The sequence below is a fragment of the Mycobacterium hainanense genome (assembly GCF_041890355.1).
Classification (GTDB): domain Bacteria; phylum Actinomycetota; class Actinomycetes; order Mycobacteriales; family Mycobacteriaceae; genus Mycobacterium; species Mycobacterium hainanense.
This window is the reverse complement of sequence record NZ_CP169059.1, coordinates 4595480-4616713: the sequence shown is the minus strand read 5'-3', so window position 1 is coordinate 4616713 and position 21234 is coordinate 4595480. Positions and strand designations below refer to the sequence as shown.

20 protein-coding genes are annotated in these 21234 nt (G+C 69.9%); 10 read left to right on the top strand and 10 right to left on the bottom strand.

Going from position 1 to position 21234, the window contains the following annotated elements; translation table 11 throughout:
• Positions 1 to 8: 8 nt before the first annotated feature.
• Positions 9 to 4553 carry an ATP-dependent helicase gene (locus ACEL92_RS21625; protein ID WP_374022679.1) on the bottom strand — a complete coding sequence of 1515 codons (4545 nt, stop codon included), beginning with the start codon at positions 4551 to 4553 and terminating at the stop codon, positions 9 to 11.
• A 36-nt stretch (positions 4554 to 4589) separates the two neighbouring features.
• The gene (locus ACEL92_RS21620) at positions 4590 to 5261 is read right to left on the bottom strand and encodes a TetR/AcrR family transcriptional regulator (RefSeq protein WP_374022678.1); all 672 of its coding nucleotides are present in this window, start codon (positions 5259 to 5261) and stop codon (positions 4590 to 4592) included.
• 298 nt (positions 5262 to 5559) lie between these two features.
• Here ACEL92_RS21620 and ACEL92_RS21615 point away from each other — a divergent pair, with 298 nt between their 5' ends.
• The 4 genes from ACEL92_RS21615 to ACEL92_RS21600 all read left to right on the top strand — a co-directional run bounded on the left by ACEL92_RS21615 (position 5560) and on the right by ACEL92_RS21600 (position 7957).
• The gene (locus ACEL92_RS21615) at positions 5560 to 5943 is read left to right on the top strand and encodes a hypothetical protein (protein ID WP_374022677.1); all 384 of its coding nucleotides are present in this window, start codon (positions 5560 to 5562) and stop codon (positions 5941 to 5943) included.
• Between the two features lie 96 nt (positions 5944 to 6039).
• A complete protein-coding gene (gene usfY / locus ACEL92_RS21610) occupies positions 6040 to 6351 on the top strand; it encodes a protein UsfY (RefSeq protein WP_374022676.1) in 312 nt (103 codons plus the stop codon).
• Positions 6352 to 6734: 383 nt separating this feature from the next.
• Positions 6735 to 7172 (top strand): ATP-binding protein, encoded by a 438-nt coding sequence (locus ACEL92_RS21605; protein ID WP_374022675.1) that lies wholly within the window; start codon positions 6735 to 6737, stop codon positions 7170 to 7172.
• Complete coding sequence (locus ACEL92_RS21600) at positions 7169 to 7957, top strand: RNA polymerase sigma factor SigF (RefSeq protein WP_073876198.1); 789 nt, start codon at positions 7169 to 7171, stop codon at positions 7955 to 7957. The genes ACEL92_RS21605 and ACEL92_RS21600 overlap by 4 nt, the downstream gene beginning before the upstream one ends.
• On the opposite strand, the gene ACEL92_RS21595 is transcribed toward ACEL92_RS21600, so the two are convergent.
• From ACEL92_RS21595 to ACEL92_RS21565, 7 genes are all read right to left on the bottom strand, one after another.
• The gene (locus ACEL92_RS21595) at positions 7928 to 8350 is read right to left on the bottom strand and encodes an STAS domain-containing protein (protein WP_374022674.1); all 423 of its coding nucleotides are present in this window, start codon (positions 8348 to 8350) and stop codon (positions 7928 to 7930) included. The genes ACEL92_RS21600 and ACEL92_RS21595 overlap by 30 nt on opposite strands.
• Before the next feature lie 178 nt (positions 8351 to 8528).
• On the bottom strand, positions 8529 to 10328 hold the full coding sequence (locus tag ACEL92_RS21590; protein WP_374022673.1) for a biotin carboxylase N-terminal domain-containing protein: 1800 nt from the start codon (positions 10326 to 10328) through the stop codon (positions 8529 to 8531).
• A 108-nt stretch (positions 10329 to 10436) separates the two neighbouring features.
• Positions 10437 to 10874, bottom strand: a complete 438-nt coding sequence (locus ACEL92_RS21585; protein ID WP_374022672.1) for a SufE family protein — start codon at positions 10872 to 10874, stop codon at positions 10437 to 10439.
• Positions 10871 to 11764 carry a sulfurtransferase gene (locus ACEL92_RS21580; RefSeq protein WP_374022671.1) on the bottom strand — a complete coding sequence of 298 codons (894 nt, stop codon included), beginning with the start codon at positions 11762 to 11764 and terminating at the stop codon, positions 10871 to 10873. Before ACEL92_RS21580 ends, ACEL92_RS21585 begins: the two co-directional genes overlap by 4 nt.
• 124 nt (positions 11765 to 11888) lie before the next feature.
• Complete coding sequence (locus ACEL92_RS21575) at positions 11889 to 12521, bottom strand: nucleoside triphosphate pyrophosphatase (RefSeq protein WP_374022670.1); 633 nt, start codon at positions 12519 to 12521, stop codon at positions 11889 to 11891.
• The gene (locus ACEL92_RS21570; protein WP_374026324.1) at positions 12518 to 12775 is read right to left on the bottom strand and encodes an acyl-CoA carboxylase subunit epsilon; all 258 of its coding nucleotides are present in this window, start codon (positions 12773 to 12775) and stop codon (positions 12518 to 12520) included. The genes ACEL92_RS21575 and ACEL92_RS21570 overlap by 4 nt, the downstream gene beginning before the upstream one ends.
• A gap of 68 nt (positions 12776 to 12843) precedes the next feature.
• Positions 12844 to 14484, bottom strand: a complete 1641-nt coding sequence (locus ACEL92_RS21565; protein ID WP_374022669.1) for an acyl-CoA carboxylase subunit beta — start codon at positions 14482 to 14484, stop codon at positions 12844 to 12846.
• A gap of 35 nt (positions 14485 to 14519) precedes the next feature.
• Between ACEL92_RS21565 and ACEL92_RS21560 the strand changes: the two genes are divergently transcribed.
• The 3 genes from ACEL92_RS21560 to ACEL92_RS21550 are packed head-to-tail and all read left to right on the top strand — an operon-like array spanning position 14520 to position 17429.
• The gene (locus tag ACEL92_RS21560) at positions 14520 to 16076 is read left to right on the top strand and encodes an FAD-binding protein (protein ID WP_374022668.1); all 1557 of its coding nucleotides are present in this window, start codon (positions 14520 to 14522) and stop codon (positions 16074 to 16076) included.
• A gap of 17 nt (positions 16077 to 16093) precedes the next feature.
• Complete coding sequence (locus ACEL92_RS21555) at positions 16094 to 16900, top strand: biotin--[acetyl-CoA-carboxylase] ligase (RefSeq protein ID WP_374022667.1); 807 nt, start codon at positions 16094 to 16096, stop codon at positions 16898 to 16900.
• A gap of 10 nt (positions 16901 to 16910) precedes the next feature.
• Positions 16911 to 17429, top strand: a complete 519-nt coding sequence (locus ACEL92_RS21550; RefSeq protein ID WP_073876268.1) for a PH domain-containing protein — start codon at positions 16911 to 16913, stop codon at positions 17427 to 17429.
• On the opposite strand, the gene ACEL92_RS21545 is transcribed toward ACEL92_RS21550, so the two are convergent.
• Positions 17384 to 18043 (bottom strand): GtrA family protein, encoded by a 660-nt coding sequence (locus tag ACEL92_RS21545; RefSeq protein ID WP_374022666.1) that lies wholly within the window; start codon positions 18041 to 18043, stop codon positions 17384 to 17386. The two genes, ACEL92_RS21550 and ACEL92_RS21545, sit on opposite strands and share 46 nt — an antisense overlap.
• A 97-nt stretch (positions 18044 to 18140) precedes the next feature.
• Here ACEL92_RS21545 and ACEL92_RS21540 point away from each other — a divergent pair, with 97 nt between their 5' ends.
• Genes ACEL92_RS21540 through ACEL92_RS21530 form a run of 3 tightly spaced genes read left to right on the top strand, consistent with a single transcriptional unit; the run spans position 18141 to position 21109 of the window.
• On the top strand, positions 18141 to 19415 hold the full coding sequence (locus tag ACEL92_RS21540) for a 5-(carboxyamino)imidazole ribonucleotide synthase (protein ID WP_374022665.1): 1275 nt from the start codon (positions 18141 to 18143) through the stop codon (positions 19413 to 19415).
• The gene (gene purE / locus ACEL92_RS21535; protein ID WP_374022664.1) at positions 19406 to 19924 is read left to right on the top strand and encodes a 5-(carboxyamino)imidazole ribonucleotide mutase; all 519 of its coding nucleotides are present in this window, start codon (positions 19406 to 19408) and stop codon (positions 19922 to 19924) included. Before ACEL92_RS21540 ends, purE begins: the two co-directional genes overlap by 10 nt.
• A gap of 15 nt (positions 19925 to 19939) precedes the next feature.
• Positions 19940 to 21109, top strand: a complete 1170-nt coding sequence (locus tag ACEL92_RS21530) for an acyl-CoA dehydrogenase (protein WP_374022663.1) — start codon at positions 19940 to 19942, stop codon at positions 21107 to 21109.
• Positions 21110 to 21234: the final 125 nt, after the last annotated feature.

Here is a 21234-nt window from a genome sequence, read left to right as displayed (position 1 = left end):
GCGCGGCCTCACCGGAGCCGAAGTCCGCGCGGCGTGCGGGCGAACCCGGCCTCGGCCAGCGCCTCGGCGACCGGGCTCGGCCCTCCAGGCTGCGGCTGCAGCGCCGGCGCCCCGTCGATGCGCTCGACCAGGATCGACGCGACGCGCCGGGAGGCGACCAGGTCGGCCAGCGCCGCGGCCGCCGCGGCGTGGGCCGCGGGGTCGTCGGTGAAGGTCAGCAGGGACCGCCCGCCGCGCTCGAGGAACCAGCCCAGGTGGCCGTCGACCAGCACGACGAGCGCGCCGGCCTTGCGGCCCGGCCGCGCCCCCTCGCCGCCCGAGGCGGGCCAGGGCAGCGCCGCCCCGTAGGGGTTGGCTGGGTCGGCGGCGGCCAGCACGATCGCCCGGTATTCCGGCCGTTCGGGGTCGATGCCGTCGCTGTAGCTGCGCAGCCGGTCGACGGTCGACGCGACCGCGAACTGCGCGCCGCCCAACGACTCGACGAAGTAGCCGCGCTGGCATCGGCCGGCCTCCTCGAAGGTGCTCAGCACCTTGTAGAGCGTGGCGAAGCCGCCGGTGATGCCCTCGGCCGCGACCGCGCCCTTGGTCAGCACGCCGTGACGACCCAGCAGCAGCTCCGCCTGGTAGTGGGCGCGCACTGTGGAATCGGGTTCGGGTGGCGGCAGGGCAGACCACCGGCCCGCGACCGTCGGGTCGGCGGGCCGCGATTGTGCGTGCGCGACGCTGTATCGGCTCAGCCGCGGCGGCCGGTGCGTCCGGTGCGCCGGCGCCGCGCGTTTGCGGCTGCCCACCCCGCCGAGCACGGCGCGCACCGGGGCGAACGTGTCGCCGGTGACCCAGCCGGCCCAGATCAGCTCCCACAGCGCGGCTTTGAGATCGGCGTCGGGAAACCCGCTCTGGGCCAGCTGGCGGAAGAAGTAGGCGCCCCCGCCGGCCAGCGTGTCCAGAATCGCGCGGTGCGCGTCGGTGAGGTCGATCTCGGCGGGCCCGGCCAAGGTGAGCGGCGCCGAGTCGCTCACGTGCAGCGCGACCCAGCCGTCGCTGGCCGAGATCGACCCAGCACCCGACCACGTCACCTCGCCGGTGGCGAGCAGCTCGTCGAGCATCGCGGGCGAATAGTCGCGCACCCGCGGGCCGAGCACCAGCGGCTCGATCGCCGAGGCCGGCATCCGCACCCCGGCCAGCTGGTCGATCACCGACATCAGGCCGTCCACCCCCGAATTCTGGGCGGGCACCCGGTGCCAGGCCGGCAGGAACCGCCCGTAGGCGGCGGTGCTCACGGGCTCCACCTGCGCGCGCAGCGCGGCGAGCGATCGGCGCCGCAAGACGCGCAACACGTCGGCGTCGCACCACTGTTCGCTGCCGGAGGCGACCTCGGTGGCGGCGACGAAGTCACCGCGCACCAGGCGGCCGTCGGCGGCCAGCCGGCCCAGCACGTCGGCCGTCACCCGCAGCCCGAGCCCGAACCGGGCCGCCGCCTCCGCCGTGGTGAACGGGGTGTGCGTGCGCGCGTAGCGGCCCAGCAGCTCGCCGAGCGGGTCGGCCACCGCCTCGGTGAAGGCGGCCGGCACGCCTACCGGAACCGGCGCGCCGACCCCGTCGCGCAGCCGGCCGATGTCCTCGATGGCCACCCACCAGTTGCGGCCGGCGAACGACACCGTCAGCGCTCGCCGCGCGCCCAGCAGGCCCTCGAGCCAGCCGCCCACCTCGGCGCCGCCGGCCCGGGCGGCGATCTCGTCCTCGGTCATCGGGCCCAGCAGCCGCAGCAGGTCGGCGACGCCTTCGGCGTCGCGCGCCGCGCGGTCCTCGGTCAGGTGCTGCAACTGGCGGCCGGTCGCGGCGATGACGTCGGGGTCGAGCAGCTCGCGCAACTCGACGCGGCCGAGCAGCTCCGCCAGCAGCGTGCTGTCCAGCGACAGCGCCGCGGCCCGGCGCTCGGCCAGCGGGGTGTCGCCCTCGTACATGAACGCGCCGACGTAACCGAACAAAAGGGAGGCCGCGAACGGGGACGGCCGCGCCGTCTCGGCTTCGGCGACCCGCACCTTGCGCTGAGCGATGCCTGCCATCAGGGCGGTCAGCGCGGGGACGTCGTAGACGTCCTGCAGGCATTCGCGGATGGTCTCCAGGACCACCGGGAAGTCGGGGTATTTGCGGGCCACGTCCAGCAATTGGGCGGCCCGCTGGCGCTGGTGCCACAGCGGCGAGCGCTTACCCGGGTGCCGGCGCGGCAGCAGGAGCGCGCGGGCGGCGCACTCCCGGAACCGCGACGCGAACAGCGCCGAACCGCCCACCTCGGCGGTGACAATCGGGTCGATCTCGTCGGCGTCGAAGACGAACAGCTCGGCGCCCGGCGGGTTTTCGCCGGCGTCCGAGAGCATGTCCGGCAACCGCACCACGATGCCGTCGTCGGAGGCGGTCGGCTTCTCGTCGAGGCCGTAGCGTTCCCGCAGCCGGCGGCCCACCGCCAGCGCCAGCGGGCCGTTCACCCGCAGCCCGTACGGCGAGTGCAGAATCACCCGCCAGTCGCCCAGTTCGTCGCGGAACCGCTCGACAAGCAGGGTGGTGTCGGTGGGCACCACCCCGGCCGCGGTGCGCTGCTCGTCCAGCAGCGCCCACATGTTGTCGGTCGCGTAGGCGTCGAAACCCAGGCCCGCGCACCGGGCGTCGAAGGCGTCGCGGTCCAGTGCCGTCAGCTCGCCGGTGAACGCGCCCAGCGCGGCGCCCAGCTCCGCCGGGCGGCCCGCGTCGTCGCCGCGCCAGAACGGCAACCGGGCCGGCTGGCCCGGCGCGGGGATCACCAGCACCCGGTCGTGGGTTATCTCGGTGATTCGCCAGCTGGTGGCGCCCAGCGAGATGACGTCGCCGGGTCGGGATTCGTACACCATCTCCTCGTCCAGTTCGCCCACTCGCGACGGCTTCTCCGCCTCGCTGGCGAGATAGACGGTGAACATGCCGCGATCGGGGATGGCGCCGCCGGAGGTGACGGCCAGCCGCTGCGCGCCGGGCCGCGCGGTCAGGGTGCCGGTGTCGCGGTCGTAGACCAGGCGGGGCCGCAGCTCGGCGAACTCGGTGGACGGGTACTTGCCCGACAGCAGGTCGAGAGTGGCCTCGTACACGCTGCGCGGCAGCGTGGCGAAGGGGGCGCTGCGGCGCACGGTGTCGAACCACCGGTCGGCGTCCAGCGGCTCCAGCGCCGCCGCCGCGACCGTCTGTTGCGCCAGGATGTCCAGCGGGTTGGCGGGCACCCGCATCGTCTCGATTTCGCCGGCGAGCATCCGCTGCACGGTCACCGCGCAGCCGATCAGGTCCGTGCGGTGCTTGGGGAACAGCACACCCTGCGACACCTCGCCGACCTGGTGGCCGGCCCGCCCGATGCGTTGCAGGCCGCTGGCCACCGACGGCGGCGCCTCGACCTGGATCACCAGGTCGACCGCGCCCATGTCGATACCGAGTTCCAGGCTCGACGTCGCGACCACGGCCTTGAGCAGGCCGCGCTTGAGGTCCTCTTCGACTAGGGCACGCTGTTCCTTGCTGACCGACCCGTGGTGGGCGCGCGCCAGCAGCGGCTCGGCGCCGTAAGTCTGGCCGCTGCCCATGAGGTGCGCGGGCGCCCCGCCCGCCACCTTGGGGTTGATCTCGCCGGACAGGCCCAGGCCGCAGCGTTCGGCGTGGATCTCGTTGAGCCGCGCGGTGAGCCGCTCGGCCAGCCGCCGCGAGTTGGCGAACACGATCGTCGAGTTGTGCGCCTCGATCAGGTCGACCAGCCGCGCCTCGACGTCGGGCCAGATGCTGTTGTTGGCGAGGTTTGCCATGTCGGGCACCGGCACCTGGACCGTCAGCTCGACGGTCTTGGCCGTCCGGGGCGCCACGATGGTGGTCAGTTGCTGACCGGACAGGAACCGGGCGAGCTCCTCGGGCGGGCGCACCGTCGCCGACAGCCCGATGCGCTGCGCGGGCGGGCCTCCCCGCAGCTCTTGAGACAAATCCTGCAGCCGCTCCAGCGACAGCGCCAGGTGCGCGCCGCGCTTGCCCGCGGCGATGGCGTGGATCTCGTCGACGATCACCGTCTGCACGCCCGCCAGGGTCTCGCGGGCGGCCGAGGTGAGCATCAGGAACAGCGATTCCGGCGTGGTGATCAGCACGTCGGGGGGCCGCGCGATGAGCTGGCGGCGTTCGGCCGGCGGGGTGTCGCCGGACCGGACACCGACGCTGATGGCGGGCGGCGGCAGGCCCTGCCGCTCGGCGATGCGGGTGAGCCCCGCCAGCGGGGTGCGCAGGTTGCGCTCGACGTCGACGGCCAGCGCCTTGAGCGGGGACACGTACAAAACGCGGGTGCCGGCGGGCCGCTCGGCCTGGCCGGCGAGCGAATCCAGGGCCCACAGGAAGGCGGCGAGCGTCTTGCCGGATCCGGTCGGCGCGATCACCAGCGTGTTGTCGCCGTCGGCGATGGCGTCCCACGCCTGGGCCTGCGCGGTGGTGGGGCCGGCGAACGTGCTGGTGAACCATTCGCGCGTGGTCGCGCTGAACCGGCCTAACGGGTCACGGGTGGTCACCTAACCATGGTGCCAAGGCCCACCGACAAGTACGGGCTAGCGCGGCTGGATCCGGGCCGTTGCCATCGCGTTGGACAGCTCCTCGGGGATCTCCGGCACCCGGGCGATGGCGTCGAACAGCGAATGCGCGCACGCATCGGCGAGGCGCTCGGCGTTGATAGTGGGGTCGATGATGCGCTGCCGGCACAGCTCGAAGGTGAACGCCAGCCAGCCGTGGCAGATCACCCGGAGGTCCCGCTCGACGTCGGGGTCCAGCTTTGCCCCGGAGATATTGGCCACCAGGTCGTGGATGCGGCTCATGATGTGTTCGAGCTGGCGGTTCTTGGCCTCGTCGTCGACGCCCAGCAGAACCGGGTCCGACCGGCCCAGCCCCACGTAGGCCGCCCACGCGGCCTCGGGGTTCTGCTCGTGGTAGGCCATGTAGGCCATGACGCCGAGGCGCACCTCTTCGTACATCGTGAGGCCGGTGGCGTCGTCCATATTGGTGGTCTCGTACAGCCGGTCGGCCTCGTCCTTGACCACCGCGGCGAAGAAGGCCCGCTTGTCGGGGAAGTAGTGATACATCAACGCCCGCGACACTCCGGCGCGCTCGGCGATCTCGTCGATTCGCACCTCGTCGTAGGGTCGCTTTCCGAAGACTTCCGCCCCCAAAGCGAGCAGCTCAGCGCGTCGATCCTCGGGGGATAGGCGCCTTCGGGCTGTCGGCATGTCAGAGATAGTACTCATCGGTGCTGAGACACCGACCAAATCGTGGCTATCAGCGCTTTCCGCCTCTGGCCAGCGGTATTGCCGGAAAAATTGACGGTGTCGTTGACGCGACCCGCCGCAGAAGTCTGCGCCGAGTTTTACCGGGTTTGCCGCTGGGTATTTGTCTCCATGCGCTTTCCGTGAAGTGCCAGCGCGATTGCAGCGCCCGATCGCTGGACATTTGTCATTGCGCGGTAACTATTGCGACGTAGCAAACGATGAATAAGGCGCTGGCCGCACGGGGGATATGGGGGCACGGATGCATAAAGCGGATGAGCGATCGGGTGGTGATCGCTTGGGACAGGAGGACGGCGAAGTCCGCGCCGCCATCCGGTTCGCGGTGCTCGCCGCGATCGCGGCGGTCGGTTTTCTGGTCCTGGCGGCGCTGTGGGTAAGCACCTGCCCGGGCACCGGTATCGACACGGCGGCCTGCGGGGCCCCCCAGCGGACGTTGCTGGCGGTGGGCGGACCGGTCATCTTGCTGGTCGCCGGGATCTGGGCGTTCCTGCGGACCTACCGGGTATGGAAGGCGGAGGGCACCTGGTGGGGATGGCATGGCGCCGGGTGGTTCCTTTTCACGCTGATGGTGCTGATGGTGGCCATGGGCGTGGCCCCGATCGCGGGCCCGGCGCTGCCCTTTTGATCGGGTCTCGCCAAAAGCCTTCCGGGGGATCTACCGTTGATGGTGCAACCCGATTTGAGCTGCGCATGAGTCATATGTTCTCCACTAGGAGCAGCCATGGGAGACACCTTTCATGACCCCGTCGACCATCTGAGGACCACGCGGCCGCTCGCCGGCGAGTCGTTGATCGACGTATTGCACTGGCCCGGGTACCTGCTGGTGGTTGCCGGAGTGATCGGGGCGTGCGCCAGCCTGGCGGCCTTCGCCACCGGACATCACCACGAGGGCATGACCGCGGGCGCGCTGGCGATCATCGCCACGGTCCTGGGGCTGGTGTGGGTAGCCGTCGAGCACCGGCGGATCCGCCGGATCGCGGATCGCTGGTACGCCGAGCACCCCGAGGTCTACCGGCAGTGGCCCGCGAGCTGAGAATCCGCCCACCGAGCGCCCCTGAGCGCCGCAGCTTCGCCAGGAGGCAAAACGCGGGGGTTACCGGCATCGTCGAGTGGGTATCAAGTGTGCACCATGATGAGTGCCGGAACGGTTGCGTTAGCGTGGTCACCCGATCATGGGGGACATCACGAATACGCCGATATAGATGCTTTTAGCCAGAGAAACCAACACAGTCAGCGCGCTTCCGGCGAGCACCGCCACGCGCTCGAGCCGCCGCGCCCGAACCGTTTCGGTGGTCCCCGGCCCGTCCACAGCGGTGCGAGTACCCGGCGGCAGCCATGACTAATCGGCTCGAGCGCACGGTCCACGGCGGGCTGAGGGATGGTAGTAGTGGTAGTCAACCATTGCCGGGAGACCAGATGAACGATGCGGGAGTGCGCACCACCAGGCGCCAGCGCGGTAACCGCGCCGTCGAATTGCACGTGGCGGCGCGCCTGGAGAACCTGGCGATGCTGCGGACGCTGGTCGGTGCGATCGGCACCTTCGAGGACCTGGATTTCGACGCGGTGGCGGACCTGCGACTGGCGGTCGACGAAGTGTGCACCCGGTTGATCCGCTGCGCCACCCCCGAGGCGACGCTGGTCGTCGTCGTCGACCCACAGGACGAGCAGTTGGTCGTGGAGGCTTCCGCGGCGTGCGACACGCACGACGTGGTGGCGCCCGGCAGCTTCAGCTGGCACGTGCTGACATCCCTGGCCGACGACGTCCAGACTTTCCACGATGGTCGCGAACCCAACCAAACCGGCAGCGTATTCGGTATCACGCTGACGGCGCGACGGGCGGCCTCCAGCAGGTGACCCCACCAGCTGCCGGCGGTTCCGTCTCGCGACCGAACGAATACGCCGATGTCCCGGAGATGTTCCGCGAGTTGGCCGACGTCGACCCGGACTCGATGGAATTTCAGCGTCAACGGGACAAGATCGTCGAGCGCTGCCTGCCCCTGGCCGACCATATCGCCCGCCGGTTCGAGGGCCGCGGCGAACCGCGCGACGACCTCGTCCAGGTGGCGCGGGTCGGACTGGTGAACGCGGTGGTGCGGTTCGACGTCGAGGCCGGGTCCGACTTCGTGTCGTTCGCGGTCCCCACGATCATGGGCGAGGTCCGCCGGCACTTCCGCGACAACAGCTGGTCGGTGAAGGTGCCCCGGCGCCTGAAGGAACTGCACCTGCGCCTCGGCACCGCCACCGCCGAGCTGTCGCAGCGGTTGGGCCGGGCGCCCACGGCCACTGAGCTTGCCGCCGAACTCGGCATGGACCGTGAGGAGGTCGTCGAGGGTCTGGTGGCGGGCAGCTCGTACAACACCCTGTCCATCGACAGCGGTGGTGGCAGCGAAGAGGACGAGGCCCGCGCGATCGCCGACACCCTGGGCGACGTCGACACCGGGCTGGACCGGATCGAGGACCAGGAGTCGTTGCGCCCGCTGCTCGAGGCGCTGCCGGAGCGGGAGCGAACGGTGTTGGTGCTCAGGTTCTTCGAGTCGATGACGCAGACCCAGATCGCCGAACGGGTGGGCATCTCGCAGATGCACGTGTCCCGCCTGCTGGCGAAGTCGCTAACGCGGCTGCGCGACCAGTTGCAATAGGGACTCCGGCTCGTCGTCGCCGGGCCCCAGCAGCGGCTCGGCCGCGGGAGTGGTCACCGGGAGGGTGCCGTCGGGGTCGCAGATGCGCAGCAACCGCGCCACCGCCGCGCTCGGCGCCATCGCCCAATCCGCCTGGGCGCCCGAGCACACGACGTTGATCCGGTGCAGTGCCGAAAATCCAGCCGTGCCAATGAACTTCAGGCCGCGCAGGTCCAGGACCACGCGCCGGGAGCGGGCGATCGCGTTTCGCACGTACGCGGCGAGCTGATCGGCGTTGGCGGCGTCGAGCTCGCCGTCCACCTTGATGAGCGTCCCCGACGGGTACCAGTGCGCGGTGAACTGCGCCGAGCGGTTGTGTTGCCAAGTTTGGGCCACAGACATTACTGACTCCATCCGTAGAACAGGATGTGTGCTGCGGAAGACGTCAGTCGTGGAACGAAGCTGAGAACAAGTGAGTCCACCTTCCCGCGCCCCTCGACGTGATCCGGACGGCTGTGAACTCAACCTGACCCGAACGGTACCCGCGCCGGACCGGGTCGACAACTGTTTCCCAAGAATATTGTCCGACCGGCTATTTGATCTCGGCGAGCACCGTGCCCTGGGTGATGGCGGCGCCGGCCTCGACCGCGAGCCCGGTGATGACGCCGTCCTTGTGCGCGGTGACCGGGTTCTCCATCTTCATCGCCTCGAGGACCACAACCAGGTCGCCGGCGGCGACCTCCTGGCCCTCCTCCACGGCGACCTTGACCACGGTGCCCTGCATTGGCGCGGTCACCGCGTCGCCCGAGGCGGCCGCACCCGAGTGTGCCCCCCGCTTGCGCGGCTTGGGCTTCTTGCGGATGACGCCGGCCGGGTCGGCGGAACCGTTGGACAGCGCCAAATCGCCGGGCAGCGACACCTCGAGCCGGCGGCCGCCGACCTCCACGACCACCGTCTGCCGGGGCCGGGCGTCCGCGTCATCGTCGGACAGCGGCTCCGCGCCGGTGAACGGCTCGATGGTGTTGTTCCATTCGGTCTCGATCCAGCGCGTGTGCACCGAGAAGCTGTCGCCGTCGCCGATGAACGCCGGGTCGGAGACCACGGCACGGTGGAAGGGGATCACGGTGGCCAGCCCCTCCACGTGGAATTCGTCGAGGGCGCGCCGCGAGCGGGCCAGTGCTTCCTCGCGGGTGGCGCCGTACACGATCAGCTTGGCCAGCATGGAGTCGAACTGGCCGCCGATCACCGATCCGGCTTCTACACCGGAATCCAGCCGGACCCCCGGCCCGCTGGGCGTGTCGTACCGGGTGACCGGACCGGGCGCCGGCAGGAAGCCGCGGCCGGCGTCCTCGCCGTTGATCCGGAACTCGATGGCGTGACCGCGCGGCGTGGGATCCTCGGTGATGTCCAGCTTTTCGCCGTTGGCGATCTTGAACTGCTGCAACACCAGGTCGATGCCCGCGGTCTCCTCGGTGACCGGGTGCTCGACCTGCAGCCGGGTGTTGACCTCCAGGAACGAGATCAGGCCGTCCTGTCCGACCAGGTATTCGACCGTGCCGGCGCCGTAGTAGTGCGCCTCCTTGCAGATGCGCTTGGCCGACTCGTGGATCTCCTTGCGCTGCGCGTCGGTGAGGAACGGCGCGGGCGCCTCCTCCACCAGCTTCTGGAAGCGGCGCTGCAGGGAGCAGTCCCGGGTGCCGGCCACGATCACGTTGCCGTGCTGGTCCGCGATCACCTGCGCCTCGACGTGGCGGGGCTTGTCCAGGTAGCGCTCGACGAAGCACTCGCCGCGGCCGAAGGCGGCGACGGCTTCGCGCACCGCCGACTCGTAGAGGTGCGGGATCTCCTCGATGGTGCGCGCCACCTTCATGCCGCGGCCGCCACCACCGAAGGCCGCCTTGATGGCGATCGGCACGCCGTACTCCTGGGCGAAGGCCACCACCTCGTCGGCGTCCTTGACCGGCTCCGGGGTGCCCGGAACCAGCGGAGCCTGGGCGCGGGCCGCGATGTGGCGGGCGGTGACCTTGTCACCGAGGTCGCGGATCGACTGGGGGCTCGGACCGATCCAGATCAGGCCGGCGTCGATGACCGCCTGCGCGAAATCGGCGTTCTCCGAGAGGAAGCCGTAGCCGGGGTGCACGGCGTTGGCGCCCGACTTGGCCGCCGCGTCGAGGAGCTTGCCGAAGTCCAGGTAGGACTCGGCGGAGGTCTGGCCGCCCAGGGCGAACGCCTCATCGGCCAGGCGCACGTGCGGCGCGTCGGCATCGGGCTCGGCGTACACCGCCACGCTGGCCAGGCCCGCATCGCGGGCCGCGCGGATCACCCGGACAGCGATCTCGCCGCGGTTGGCGACAAGCACTTTGGAGATCCTCGAGCTGGCGTGACTAGCCACTGCGCCTCCTGTTTGGCAGATCTGAAGCGGACGTGTTTCCGCCGTGGGCTTCTTTAAGAGAGTTTCTTACAACTCCAGGGAAGTCTAAGCGCCGCGCCGTCGGGCCGATCAGGCGGTGCCGGAATTTTGACCTGACTCGCGCAGCCGCCGCTTGATGCGGGCGAGCATCGCCGACATGCCGCGCAATCGCAGCGGGCTGATCAGGGCGGCCAGCCCCAGGTCGGTGTAGAAATCCTCGGGCACCGCCAAAATGTCGGCGGCGGGTTGCTCGTCCAGGCCGGTGGCGAGGATCGACGCGAACCCGCGCGTGGTGGGCGCCTCGGCGGGCGCGCTGAAGTGCAACCGCACGCGGTCCGGGTCGCTGGCGTCGACGTGCAGGAACAGCGGGGTCTGGCACTCGGGGACGGGCTCCATGGCCCCCTGTTCGAGTTCGGGCGGCAGGGGCGGCAGGTCGTTGGCGAATTCGAGCAGCAAGGCCAGCTTGTCCTGGCCCTCGACTTCGGCGAAGTCGGACACCACCTCGGCCAGGGGCGCGGGCAGACTCATCGGACCGGAACGGCCCCGGGCTCTTCGCCGGCGACGATCGGCGTCCGCACGCTGTTGCCCCACTCCGTCCACGATCCGTCGTAGTTGCGCACCCCGGGCTTGCCCAGCAGGTGGGTGAGCACGAACCAGGTGTGGCTGGACCGCTCGCCGATGCGGCAGTACACGACGGTCTTGTCGTCGGGCTCGATGAAGCCGTAGAGCTCCTCGAGCTCCTCGCGGCTGCGGAATCGCCCGCTCTCGTCGACGGCCTTGGCCCAGGGGATGGACCGGGCGGTGGGGATGTGGCCGCCGCGCAGCACGCCCTCCTCGGGGTATTCGGGCATGTGGGTGCGCTTGCCGGTGTACTCGTCCGGTGAGCGCACGTCGATCAGCGGCTGGCTGCCCAGGATGGCGAGCACGTCGTCCTTGTACGCCCGGATGGGCGCGTCGTTGCGCGCGACGACGGGATAGCCGGTCGACGTCTTGGTCGGCACGTCCAGGGTGGTCTCGCGGCGCTCGGCCAGCCACAGGTCGCGGCCGCCGTTGAGGAGGCGAACGTCGGGGTGGCCGAACAGCGTGAAGACCCAGAGCGCATACGCCGCCCACCAGTTGCTCTTGTCGCCGTAGATCACCACGGTGTCGTCGCGCGAGATCCCTTTGCGGTCCATCAATTCGGCGAACTGCTCGCCGTTGATGTAGTCGCGGACCGTTGGGTCGTTGAGGTCGGTGTGCCAGTCGATCTTGACCGCGCCCGGGATGTGGCCGACGTCGTAGAGCAGGACGTCCTCGTCGGACTCGACGATCACCAGGCCGGGGGTGCCGAGGTGGGCGGAGACCCAGTCGGCGGTGACCAGCCGTTCGGGGTGGGCGTAGTCGCTCAGGGTCGGGCTCGGATCCGGGGGTAATGCCACGACCCGAGCCTACCGTCAGCTACGAAGGAGGCCCCAGCGCCATCGGCCGTCGCGACACGTAAACGTTGGCGACGACGCGCCGGCGCGGGTGTGCGAGGTTTATGCCTCGCGGACCGACGGAAGGCTAATCCGCCGCCCACAGCGCGCTCACCGCCAGGCCCACCCGGCCGAGCAGGGACCGCAGCAGCGGCAGGCTCACGCCGATCACGTTCGACGGGTCGCCCTCGACCCCGTCGACGAACCAGCCGCCCAGCCCGTCGAGGGTGAATCCGCCGGCCACCTGTAGCGGCTCGCCCGCGGCGACGTAAGCCCGCAGATCGGCGTCCGTGGGGGCGGCGAAATGCACTGTGGTGCAACCCGATTCCACTTCGCGGTGGGTGATCGCGCCGTCGCTCAGCCGCAGCAGGCAATGCCCGGTGTAAAGCCGGCCGGACCGGCCGCCCATCCGGCGCCACTGGGCCGTCGCGGCCTCGGCCGAGCCGGGCTTGCCGCACAGCTCGCCGTCGAGCTCCAGCATCGAATCACAGCCGAGGACAACGCAATCGGCGGCGAGCTCGCCGTCCAGCCCTGCCGCCACCTGCTCGGCCTTGGCTTCCGCCAGCGCGCACACCACGTCCGCCGGAGCAGCGTCGGAGCCCAGGGCGGCGACCAGCGCGTCCTCGTCCACGCCGGAGACCACGACCAGCGGGTCGATGCCGGCCTGGCGCAGCACCTTGCGGCGGCCCGACGACGCCGACCCGAGGACCAGGCGGGTCAATGCTTCATGTGTGTCATCTGCTGAAAGGTGAGCCGCTGGTAGTTGGACATCGCAAACCGCAGCCGGTCCACCGGCAGGCCCCAGCGCGTGCGCTCGGGCTCGCCGGGCTCGGGGGCGGGGCCGCCCACGACGCCGAGGGCGGCGACCAGCGCGGCCAGCTCCGCGTCGGTGGGTTGACCCTTGAGGATCTGGATGTGCGGCTCCTGCGGCCCGTGCGCGGTTTCGATTGTCTCGGAACCCTTTTCGTCGTTCATCTCGTCACTCACAGCCTGATTGGTCGTCTCACTCCCGTCGCTCACTGCGTTCGCTCCGCTCGTTCGACTCACAGCGGAATGTTCCCGTGCTTCTTGGGCGGCAGGTGCGCGATCTTGCGTTCCAGCAGCCGCAGCGCGGTGCCGATGTAGCCGCGGGTGTGCGACGGCGGGATTACCGCGTCGACGTATCCCCGCTCGGCGGCGACGTACGGGTTGACCAGGGTGTCCTCGTACTCCTGCTGAAGCTCGAGCCGCAGGGCGTCGACGTCCTTGCCCTCCTTGGCCGCCTCGGCCAGCTGCTTGCGATAGACGAAGCCGACGGCCCCGGAGGCGCCCATCACCGCGATCTGTGCGGTCGGCCAGGCGATGTTGACGTCGCAGCCCATGTCCTTGGAGCCCATGACGCAGTACGCGCCGCCGTATGCCTTGCGGGTGATCACGGTGATCTTCGGAACGGTGGCCTCGCCGTAGGCGAACAACAGCTTGGCGCCGCGCCGGATGATGCCGTTGTATTCCTGGCCGGTGCCCGGCAGGAAGCCCGGAACGTCCACCAGCATGATGATCGGGATATTGAAGCAGTCGCAGGTCCGCACGAACCGCGCCGCCTTCTCCGAGGCATTGATGTCGAGGCAGCCCGCGAACTGGGTCGGCTGGTTGGCCACGATCCCCACGGGCCTGCCCTCGATGCGGCCGAACCCGACGATGATGTTGGTGGCGTAGCCGTTCTGGATCTCCAGGAACTCGTCGTCGTCGAGGATGCGGGTGATCACCTCGTGCATGTCGTACGGCTGGTTGGCCGAGTCCGGGATCAGCGTGTCCAGCTCGAGGTCCTCCTCGGTGAGGTTGTCCTCGATCGCGCCCTCCGGGACGGGCTCCGCGTAGCGGGGCGCGTCGGTGGCGTTGTTGGGCGGCAAGTAGCTCAGCAGGTCGCGCACCCAGTCGAAGGCGTCCTGCTCGCCGGAGGCGACGTAGTGCAGAGTGCCCGACTTGGCCATGTGGGTGTGGGCCCCGCCGAGCTCCTCCATCGTGACGTCCTCGCCGGTGACCGTCTTGATGACGTCCGGCCCGGTGATGAACATCTGGCTGGTCTGGTCGACCATGACCACGAAGTCGGTCAGGGCGGGGGAGTAGACGTGCCCGCCGGCGGCCGCGCCCATGATCAGCGAGATCTGCGGGATCACGCCGGAGGCCAGGATGTTGTTGCGGAAGATCTTGCTGTACAGGCCGAGCGAGACGACGCCCTCCTGAATGCGCGCCCCGGCGCCGTCGTTGATGCCGATCAGCGGGCGGCCGGTCTTGATCGCCAGCTCCTGGACCTTGACGATCTTCTCGCCGTACACCTCGCCGAGGCTGCCGCCGAACACGGTGGCGTCCTGGCTGAAGATGCACACTTCGCGGCCGTCGATGGTGCCGTAGCCGGTGATGACGCCGTCGCCCAGCGGGCGGTTGTTCTCCAGGCCGAAGTTCTTGCTGCGGTGCCGGGCCAGCGCGTCGAGCTCGACGAACGAGTCCTCGTCGAGCAGGGCGAGGATGCGCTCGCGGGCGGTCAGCTTGCCCTTGGCGTGCACCTTCTCGACGGCCTCTTCACCCACCGGGTGCAGCGATTCCTCGCGGCGCTTGTGCAGCTCGGCCAGCTTGCCTGCGGTGGTGTGGATGTCGATGGTGTGCTCAGCGGCCGGCTCCGCGGTGTGGTCGGTAACGCTTGTCATGGGATCCGAGCTTAGCGGCGCGCTAGTCTCCGCTGATGGACTGGGCGACCGAATGCGACGTACTGGTCGCCGGGTCGGGCGGCGGCGGCGTCACCGGCGCCTACACCGCGGCGCGCGAGGACCTGGACGTGCTGCTTGTGGAGGCGACGTCGAAATTCGGTGGGACCACCGCCTACTCCGGTGGCGGCGGTGTCTGGTTCCCGTGTAATCCGGTGCTGCTGCGGGCCGGCGTCGAGGACACCATCGAGGACGCGCTGACCTACTACCACGCCGTGGTCGGTGACCGCACCCCGCGCGAGCTGCAAGAGACCTATGTCCGCGGCGGCGCCCGGCTGATCGAATATCTGGAGGCCGACCCCACGCTGAAGTTCGTGCCGCTGCCGTGGCCCGACTACTACGGGAAGGCGCCCAAGGCGCGGCTGGACGGTCAGCGCCACATCGCCGCGAAGCCCTGGAAGGTGGCCGCCGCCCCGGAGCTGCGGGAGGTGATCCGCGGGCCGTTGGACACCGACCGGCTCGGCGCGGAACCGCCCTCGGACTACTACCTCGGGGGTCGGGCCCTGATCGCGCGGTTCCTCGCGGCCATCGGTCAATACCCGAACGCGGCGCTGCGCCGGGACACCGCCCTGGTCGAGCTCGTCCTGTCCGACGGGGCGGTGACAGGGGCGATCGTGGAGAGCCACGGCCAGCGGCGGGCCGTGCGCGCCCGGCTGGGCGTGCTGCTGGCCGCCGGTGGTTTCGAGAACAACGAGGAGATGCGCCGCGAATTCGGGGTTCCCGGCACGGCGCGAGACACCATGGGCGGCCCGGGAAGCCGCGGTCTGGCGCTGCGGGCCGGCATCGCCGCCGGCGCCGACACCGACCTGCTGGACCAGGCGTGGTGGTCGCCGGGCATGACTCATCCCGACGGCCGGTCGGCGTTCGCGTTGTGGTTCACCGGCGGCATCTTCGTCAACCAGGACGGCAACCGGTTCGTCAACGAATCGCGAGCGTATGACCGGGCCGGGCGCGAGATCATCGCCCAACTGCAGGACGGCTCAATCACGTTGCCGTACTGGATGATTTACGACGACAAAGAGGGCGAGGTCCCGCCGGTGAAGGCGGCCAACGTCTCGATCGTCGAGACCGAGAAGTACGTCGCCGCGGGCCTCTGGCACACGGCGGACACCCTGGAGGAACTGGCGGACAAGATCGGGGTGCCGGGTGGGCGGCTGGCGGCGACGGTGGCCCGGTTCAACGGGTTTGCCGCCTCCGGCGTCGACGAGGACTTCGGCAGGGGCGACGAGGCTTTCGATCGCGCGTTCTCGGGGGGCGCGTCGCCACTGGTGCCCATCGACTCACCGCCGTATCACGCCGCGGCGTTCGGCATCTCCGATCTGGGCACCAAGGGCGGCCTGCGCACCGACGCCGCCGCCCGGGTGCTCGACACGTCCGGCAACCCCATTCCCGGCCTCTACGCCGCCGGCAACACGATGGCCGCGCCCAGCGGCACCGCCTATCCCGGCGGCGGCAACCCGATCGGGACCAGCATGCTGTTCAGCCACCTGGCCGTCCTGGACATGCTCGACGTCATGGGCCGCCGGCGGCACTGAGTCCTAGGCTGGGTCCAGTGACAGACCGAGACCAGCTGCCAGCGCCGTTGGACCAGGCCGCATTACGCGCCGAGCTGATCGGCACCGGGCTGGGCTGGCGCCGGCTCGACGTCGTCGATGAAACCGGCTCCACCAACGCCGACCTGCTGGCCCGCGCCGCGTCGGGAACCGACGTCGCCGGGTCCGTGCTGATCGCCGAGCACCAGACCGCCGGGCGCGGGCGCCACGGCCGCGGCTGGTCGGCAACCCCGCGGGCCCAGCTCACCATGTCGGTCGCCGTCAGCATCGTCGACGTGCCGGCGGCCGGGTGGGGCTGGCTGCCGCTGGCCACCGGGGTGGCGGTGGTGGACACGCTGGCCCCGCTGCTCGAGGGCGTTCGGGTGGGGCTCAAGTGGCCCAACGACGTGCTGGCGGGCGACCCGCCGGGCAAACTGGCGGGCATCCTTGCCGAGGTGGCGCGGCCGGTGGTGGTAATCGGCTTGGGGCTCAACGTATTTGAGGCTCCCGCCGGGGTAGAGGGGGCCGTCTCGCTGGTCGACCTGGGCGTGCGGACGCCCGATCGCACCCGGCTGGTGTGCGGGCTGTTGGCCGAACTCGGGCGGCGGATCGTGGCCTGGCGCGCCGCGCGCGGGGCCGACTGGGCGCTGGCCGCCGACTACCGGGCGCGCAGCCTGACCATCGGCGCCCGGGTCCGGGCGCATCTGCCGGGCGGCAAGGAGGTGGTCGGGGAGGCGAACGCGGTCGACGATCAGGGCAGATTGTGCATCGAAACCGGGGGACAGACGGTCGTTGTTTCGGCCGGTGACGTGGTGCATTTGCGGTAGCTTCTGGCAGGTGAGCTATCCGGATAACGTCCTGGCCGCCGGCGAGCAGGTGATCATCCATCGCCACCCGCACTGGAAGCGGCTGATCTGGCCGGTGGTGGTCCTTCTGCTGGTGACCGCGATCGCGTCGTTCGGGTCCGGATACCTCAACTCGACTCATTGGAGCCAGCTGGCCAAGAACATCATCTACGGCGTCATCTGGGGCATCTGGCTGGTGATCGTCGGCTGGCTGACACTGTGGCCGTTCTTGAGCTGGCTGACCACCCATTTCGTCGTGACGAACCGGCGGGTGATGTTCCGGCACGGGGTGCTGACCCGGACCGGGATCGATATCCCGCTGGCACGGATCAACAGCGTGGAATTCCGCGACCGAATCACCGAGCGGATGTTTCGCACCGGGACGCTGATTATCGAATCGGCGTCACAAGACCCGTTGGAGTTCTACGACATTCCGCGGCTGCGCGAGGTGCACGCGCTGCTGTATCACGAAGTCTTCGACACCCTGGGTTCCGAGGAGTCGCCCGGCTGAGTCAGCCGGCCGGCCCGGTGGCGCCAGGACCGCAGCAGCGTCACGTTGCCGCCCTCGATCTCGTCCTCGAGCATCTCGGCGATGCCGCCGGCGGTGAGGGCGGATTCCAGCGCCTTGTCGGGGTTGCGCGCGAACTCGTCGGGGAACACCCAGCGCCGGAAGGCATAGAAGCGGAACGCCATCTGCAGCAGGTTGCCGATGATGTAGGCCGAGATGAAGTCGGCGATGTTCTCCACGGTCAGCGACACCATCGGCTCCCGCAGCTGCAGGACGTAGCTGGAGAACCACAGCGGCGCCATGGACAGCAGCACGCCCACCCCGCTGAACGCGAAGAACAGCAGCGCCTCATGGTGACGCTCCCGGCCGCCGCGATCGCGGAAGCTCCATTCCCGGTTCAGCACGTAGGACGCGATGACCGCGACGATGCCTGCGATGACCTTGGCGGTGACCGGCTTGGAGTCCAGAATTGTCAGTTTCAGCGTGTAGAAAATCGCCGAGTCGATCACGAACGTGGTGCCGCCGACGATGGCGAATTTGATCAGTTCGTGGTGGCGCAGCAAATAGGGCTGAATAAACCCGGGCATGCGCTCGATTGCGGCTTCGGCGAAGGGCACAAGTCGTCAGTGTACGGACGGACACAAAATCGACGCAAAATCGTACATAACGATTCGGCGTCACCGCCGGTCAACACGCCACCGGCGCCGTGACACCATGATGGCCGTGCCGAACACACGCCCTCCCGGGGCCGCACCCACAGTAGCGCCGGTGGTCGCCATGGTCGGCGGCGGACAACTGGCCCGGATGACCCACCAGGCCGCGATCGCCCTCGGGCAGACGCTGCGCGTGCTGGCCACCGCGGCCGACGAGCCGGCCGCGCAGGTCACGCCCGACGTCGTGATCGGTTCGCACACCGAACTGGACGACCTGCGCCGGGTGGCGGCCGGGGCCCATGTGCTGACGTTCGACCACGAGCACGTGCCGAACGAGCTGCTGGAGAAGCTGGTCGCCGAGGGGGTCAACGTCGCGCCGCCGCCGCAGGCGCTGGTGCACGCCCAGGACAAGCTGGTGATGCGCCGACGGCTGGACGCGATGGGCGTCCCGGTCCCGCGCTACGCGGGCATCGGGAACCTCGAGGAGCTGGACGCCTTCGCGCGGCTGGTAGGTGGCCCGGTGGTGGTGAAAGCCGTCCGCGGCGGCTACGACGGGCGCGGGGTGCGGATGGCGCGCGACCCTTCGCACGCCCGCGATATCGCGGCCAGCTTCCTGGCCGATGGGGTGCCGGTGATGGCCGAGGAACAGGTGAACCTGCGCCGCGAACTGTCGGCGTTGGTGGCGCGGTCACCGTTCGGCCAGGGGGCGGCCTGGCCGGTGGTGGAGACGGTGCAGCAAGACGGGATCTGCGTCCAGGTGGTCGCCCCCGCACCGAACCTGCCCGAGCACGTGGCCGCGGCCGCGCAGCAACTGGCGCTGCGGCTGGCCGCCGAACTCGACGTGGTCGGGGTGCTCGCGGTGGAGCTCTTCGAGACCGTCGAGGGTGAGCTGCTGGTCAACGAGCTCGCGATGCGGCCGCACAACTCCGGGCACTGGACCATGGACGGGGCGCGCACCAGCCAGTTCGAACAGCACGTGCGGGCGGTGCTGGACTACCCGCTCGGTGACACCGATGCCATCGCTGCGGTGACGGTGATGGCGAACGTCCTGGGCGCCCCGCAGCGACCGACGATGACCGTCGACGAGCGGTTGCACCACCTGTTCGCGCGGATGCCCGACGCCCGGGTTCACCTCTACGGCAAGGAGGAACGGCCCGGCCGCAAGGTCGGCCACGTCAACTTCCTGGGCGCCGACATGGCGGAGCTGGCTGCGCTGCGGCAGCGCGCCGAGCTCGCGGCACACTGGTTGTCACACGGGCAGTGGACGGACGGATGGGATCCGCATGCCGGCGACCATGCAAAGCGGAGCGATGAGGAGCGGCATCAATGGCCATGAGTGAGCCTCGCGTCGGCGTGATCATGGGCAGCGACAGCGACTGGTCGGTGATGAAGGACGCCGCCGAGGCGCTGGCCGAGTTCGAGATACCGGCCGAGGTTCGGGTGGTCTCCGCGCACCGGACGCCCCAGGTGATGTTCGACTACGCGCGCGCCGCGGCCGACCGCGGCATCGAGGTGATCATCGCCGGCGCCGGCGGCGCCGCACACCTGCCCGGGATGGTCGCGTCTGCTACGCCGCTGCCGGTGATCGGGGTGCCCGTGCCCCTGGCGCGGCTGGACGGCCTCGACTCGCTGCTGTCGATCGTGCAGATGCCGGCGGGCGTGCCGGTGGCCACGGTCTCGATCGGCGGCGCCCGCAACGCGGGCCTGCTCGCCGTGCGCATGCTCGGGTCGTCCGACCCGGCGCTGCGGGCGCGCATCGTCGCGTTTCAGGGCCAGCTGGCCGAGAGCGTGCGGGCCAAGGATGAGGCGCTGCAAAAGCGTCAGGGTAAAGTTACCGGCGAGTAGTAATAGGAGGCCACGATGGCTGGTTGGGCCGGAGACCCCACGTTTGATCTGTTCCAATTGCCCGAGGAACACCAGGAGTTGCGGGCGGCGATTCGCGCGCTGGCGGAGAAGGAGATCGCGCCGCACGCCGCCGATGTCGACGAGAATTCGCGGTTTCCCGACGAGGCGCTGGCGGCGCTGAACGCGTCGGGGTTCAACGCCGTGCACGTGCCCGAGGAGTACGGCGGGCAGGGCGCGGATTCGGTGGCGGCGTGCATCGTGATCGAGGAGGTGGCCCGCGTCGACGCCTCGGCGTCGCTGATTCCGGCGGTGAACAAGCTGGGCACCATGGGGCTGATCCTGCGCGGCTCCGACGAGCTCAAGAAGCAGGTGCTGCCCTCGATCGCCGACGGCACCGCGATGGCGTCCTACGCGCTGTCCGAGCGGGAGGCCGGTAGCGACGCGGCCTCGATGCGCACCCGCGCCAAGGCCGACGGGGACGACTGGATTCTCAACGGCGCCAAGTGCTGGATCACCAACGGCGGCAAGTCGAGCTGGTACACCGTGATGGCGGTGACCGACCCGGACAAGGGCGCCAACGGCATCTCGTCGTTCATGGTGCACGCCGACGACGAGGGGTTCACGGTCGGACCCAAGGAGCGCAAGCTGGGCATCAAAGGCTCGCCGACCACCGAGCTGTACTTCGAGAACTGCCGGATCCCGGGCGATCGGATCATCGGCGAGCCGGGCACCGGTTTCAAGACCGCGCTGGCGACGCTGGACCACACCCGGCCCACGATCGGGGCCCAGGCCGTCGGCATCGCGCAGGGGGCGCTGGACGCCGCGATCGCCTACACCAAGGAGCGCAAGCAGTTCGGCCGCCCGGTCAGCGACAACCAGGGCGTGCAGTTCATGCTCGCCGACATGGCCATGAAGCTCGAGTCCGCCCGGCTGATGGTCTACCACGCGGCCGCTCGCGCCGAGCGCGGCGAATCCGACCTGGGCTTCATCTCCGCGGCGTCCAAGTGCTGGGCCTCCGACGTCGCGATGGAGGTGACCACCGACGCGGTGCAGCTGTTCGGCGGCTACGGCTACACGCAGGACTTCCCGGTGGAGCGGATGATGCGCGACGCCAAGATCACCCAGATCTACGAGGGCACCAATCAGATCCAACGCGTGGTCATGTCGAGGGCGCTGCTGCGCTGACCGATAGGATCTCCACCGGTTCGCCATTCGGGGTGGTGGGCCGGACGTAGAGTCGTTCGATGGGTCTTGCCGGCGGCAGGGGGTCAACAGTGAACAGGGCGACTTCCTACGCGCATCCACGAATG

Excerpts from the sequence above, each read along its gene's own strand:
- ACEL92_RS21530 (WP_374022663.1), top strand. The coding sequence starts at position 19,940 with ATGGCTGGTTGGGCCGGAGACCCCACGTTTGATCTGTTCCAATTGCCC.
- ACEL92_RS21570 (WP_374026324.1), bottom strand. The coding sequence starts at position 12,775 with ATGAACGACGAAAAGGGTTCCGAGACAATCGAAACCGCGCACGGGCCG.
- ACEL92_RS21565 (WP_374022669.1), bottom strand. The coding sequence starts at position 14,484 with ATGACAAGCGTTACCGACCACACCGCGGAGCCGGCCGCTGAGCACACC.
- ACEL92_RS21585 (WP_374022672.1), bottom strand. The coding sequence starts at position 10,874 with ATGAGTCTGCCCGCGCCCCTGGCCGAGGTGGTGTCCGACTTCGCCGAA.
- ACEL92_RS21620 (WP_374022678.1), bottom strand. The coding sequence starts at position 5,261 with ATGCCGACAGCCCGAAGGCGCCTATCCCCCGAGGATCGACGCGCTGAG.
- ACEL92_RS21595 (WP_374022674.1), bottom strand. The coding sequence starts at position 8,350 with ATGGAGTCAGTAATGTCTGTGGCCCAAACTTGGCAACACAACCGCTCG.
- purE (WP_374022664.1), top strand. The coding sequence starts at position 19,406 with ATGGCCATGAGTGAGCCTCGCGTCGGCGTGATCATGGGCAGCGACAGC.
- ACEL92_RS21615 (WP_374022677.1), top strand. The coding sequence starts at position 5,560 with ATGCATAAAGCGGATGAGCGATCGGGTGGTGATCGCTTGGGACAGGAG.
- ACEL92_RS21540 (WP_374022665.1), top strand. The coding sequence starts at position 18,141 with ATGATGGCCGTGCCGAACACACGCCCTCCCGGGGCCGCACCCACAGTA.
- usfY (WP_374022676.1), top strand. The coding sequence starts at position 6,040 with ATGGGAGACACCTTTCATGACCCCGTCGACCATCTGAGGACCACGCGG.
- ACEL92_RS21605 (WP_374022675.1), top strand. The coding sequence starts at position 6,735 with ATGAACGATGCGGGAGTGCGCACCACCAGGCGCCAGCGCGGTAACCGC.
- ACEL92_RS21560 (WP_374022668.1), top strand. The coding sequence starts at position 14,520 with ATGGACTGGGCGACCGAATGCGACGTACTGGTCGCCGGGTCGGGCGGC.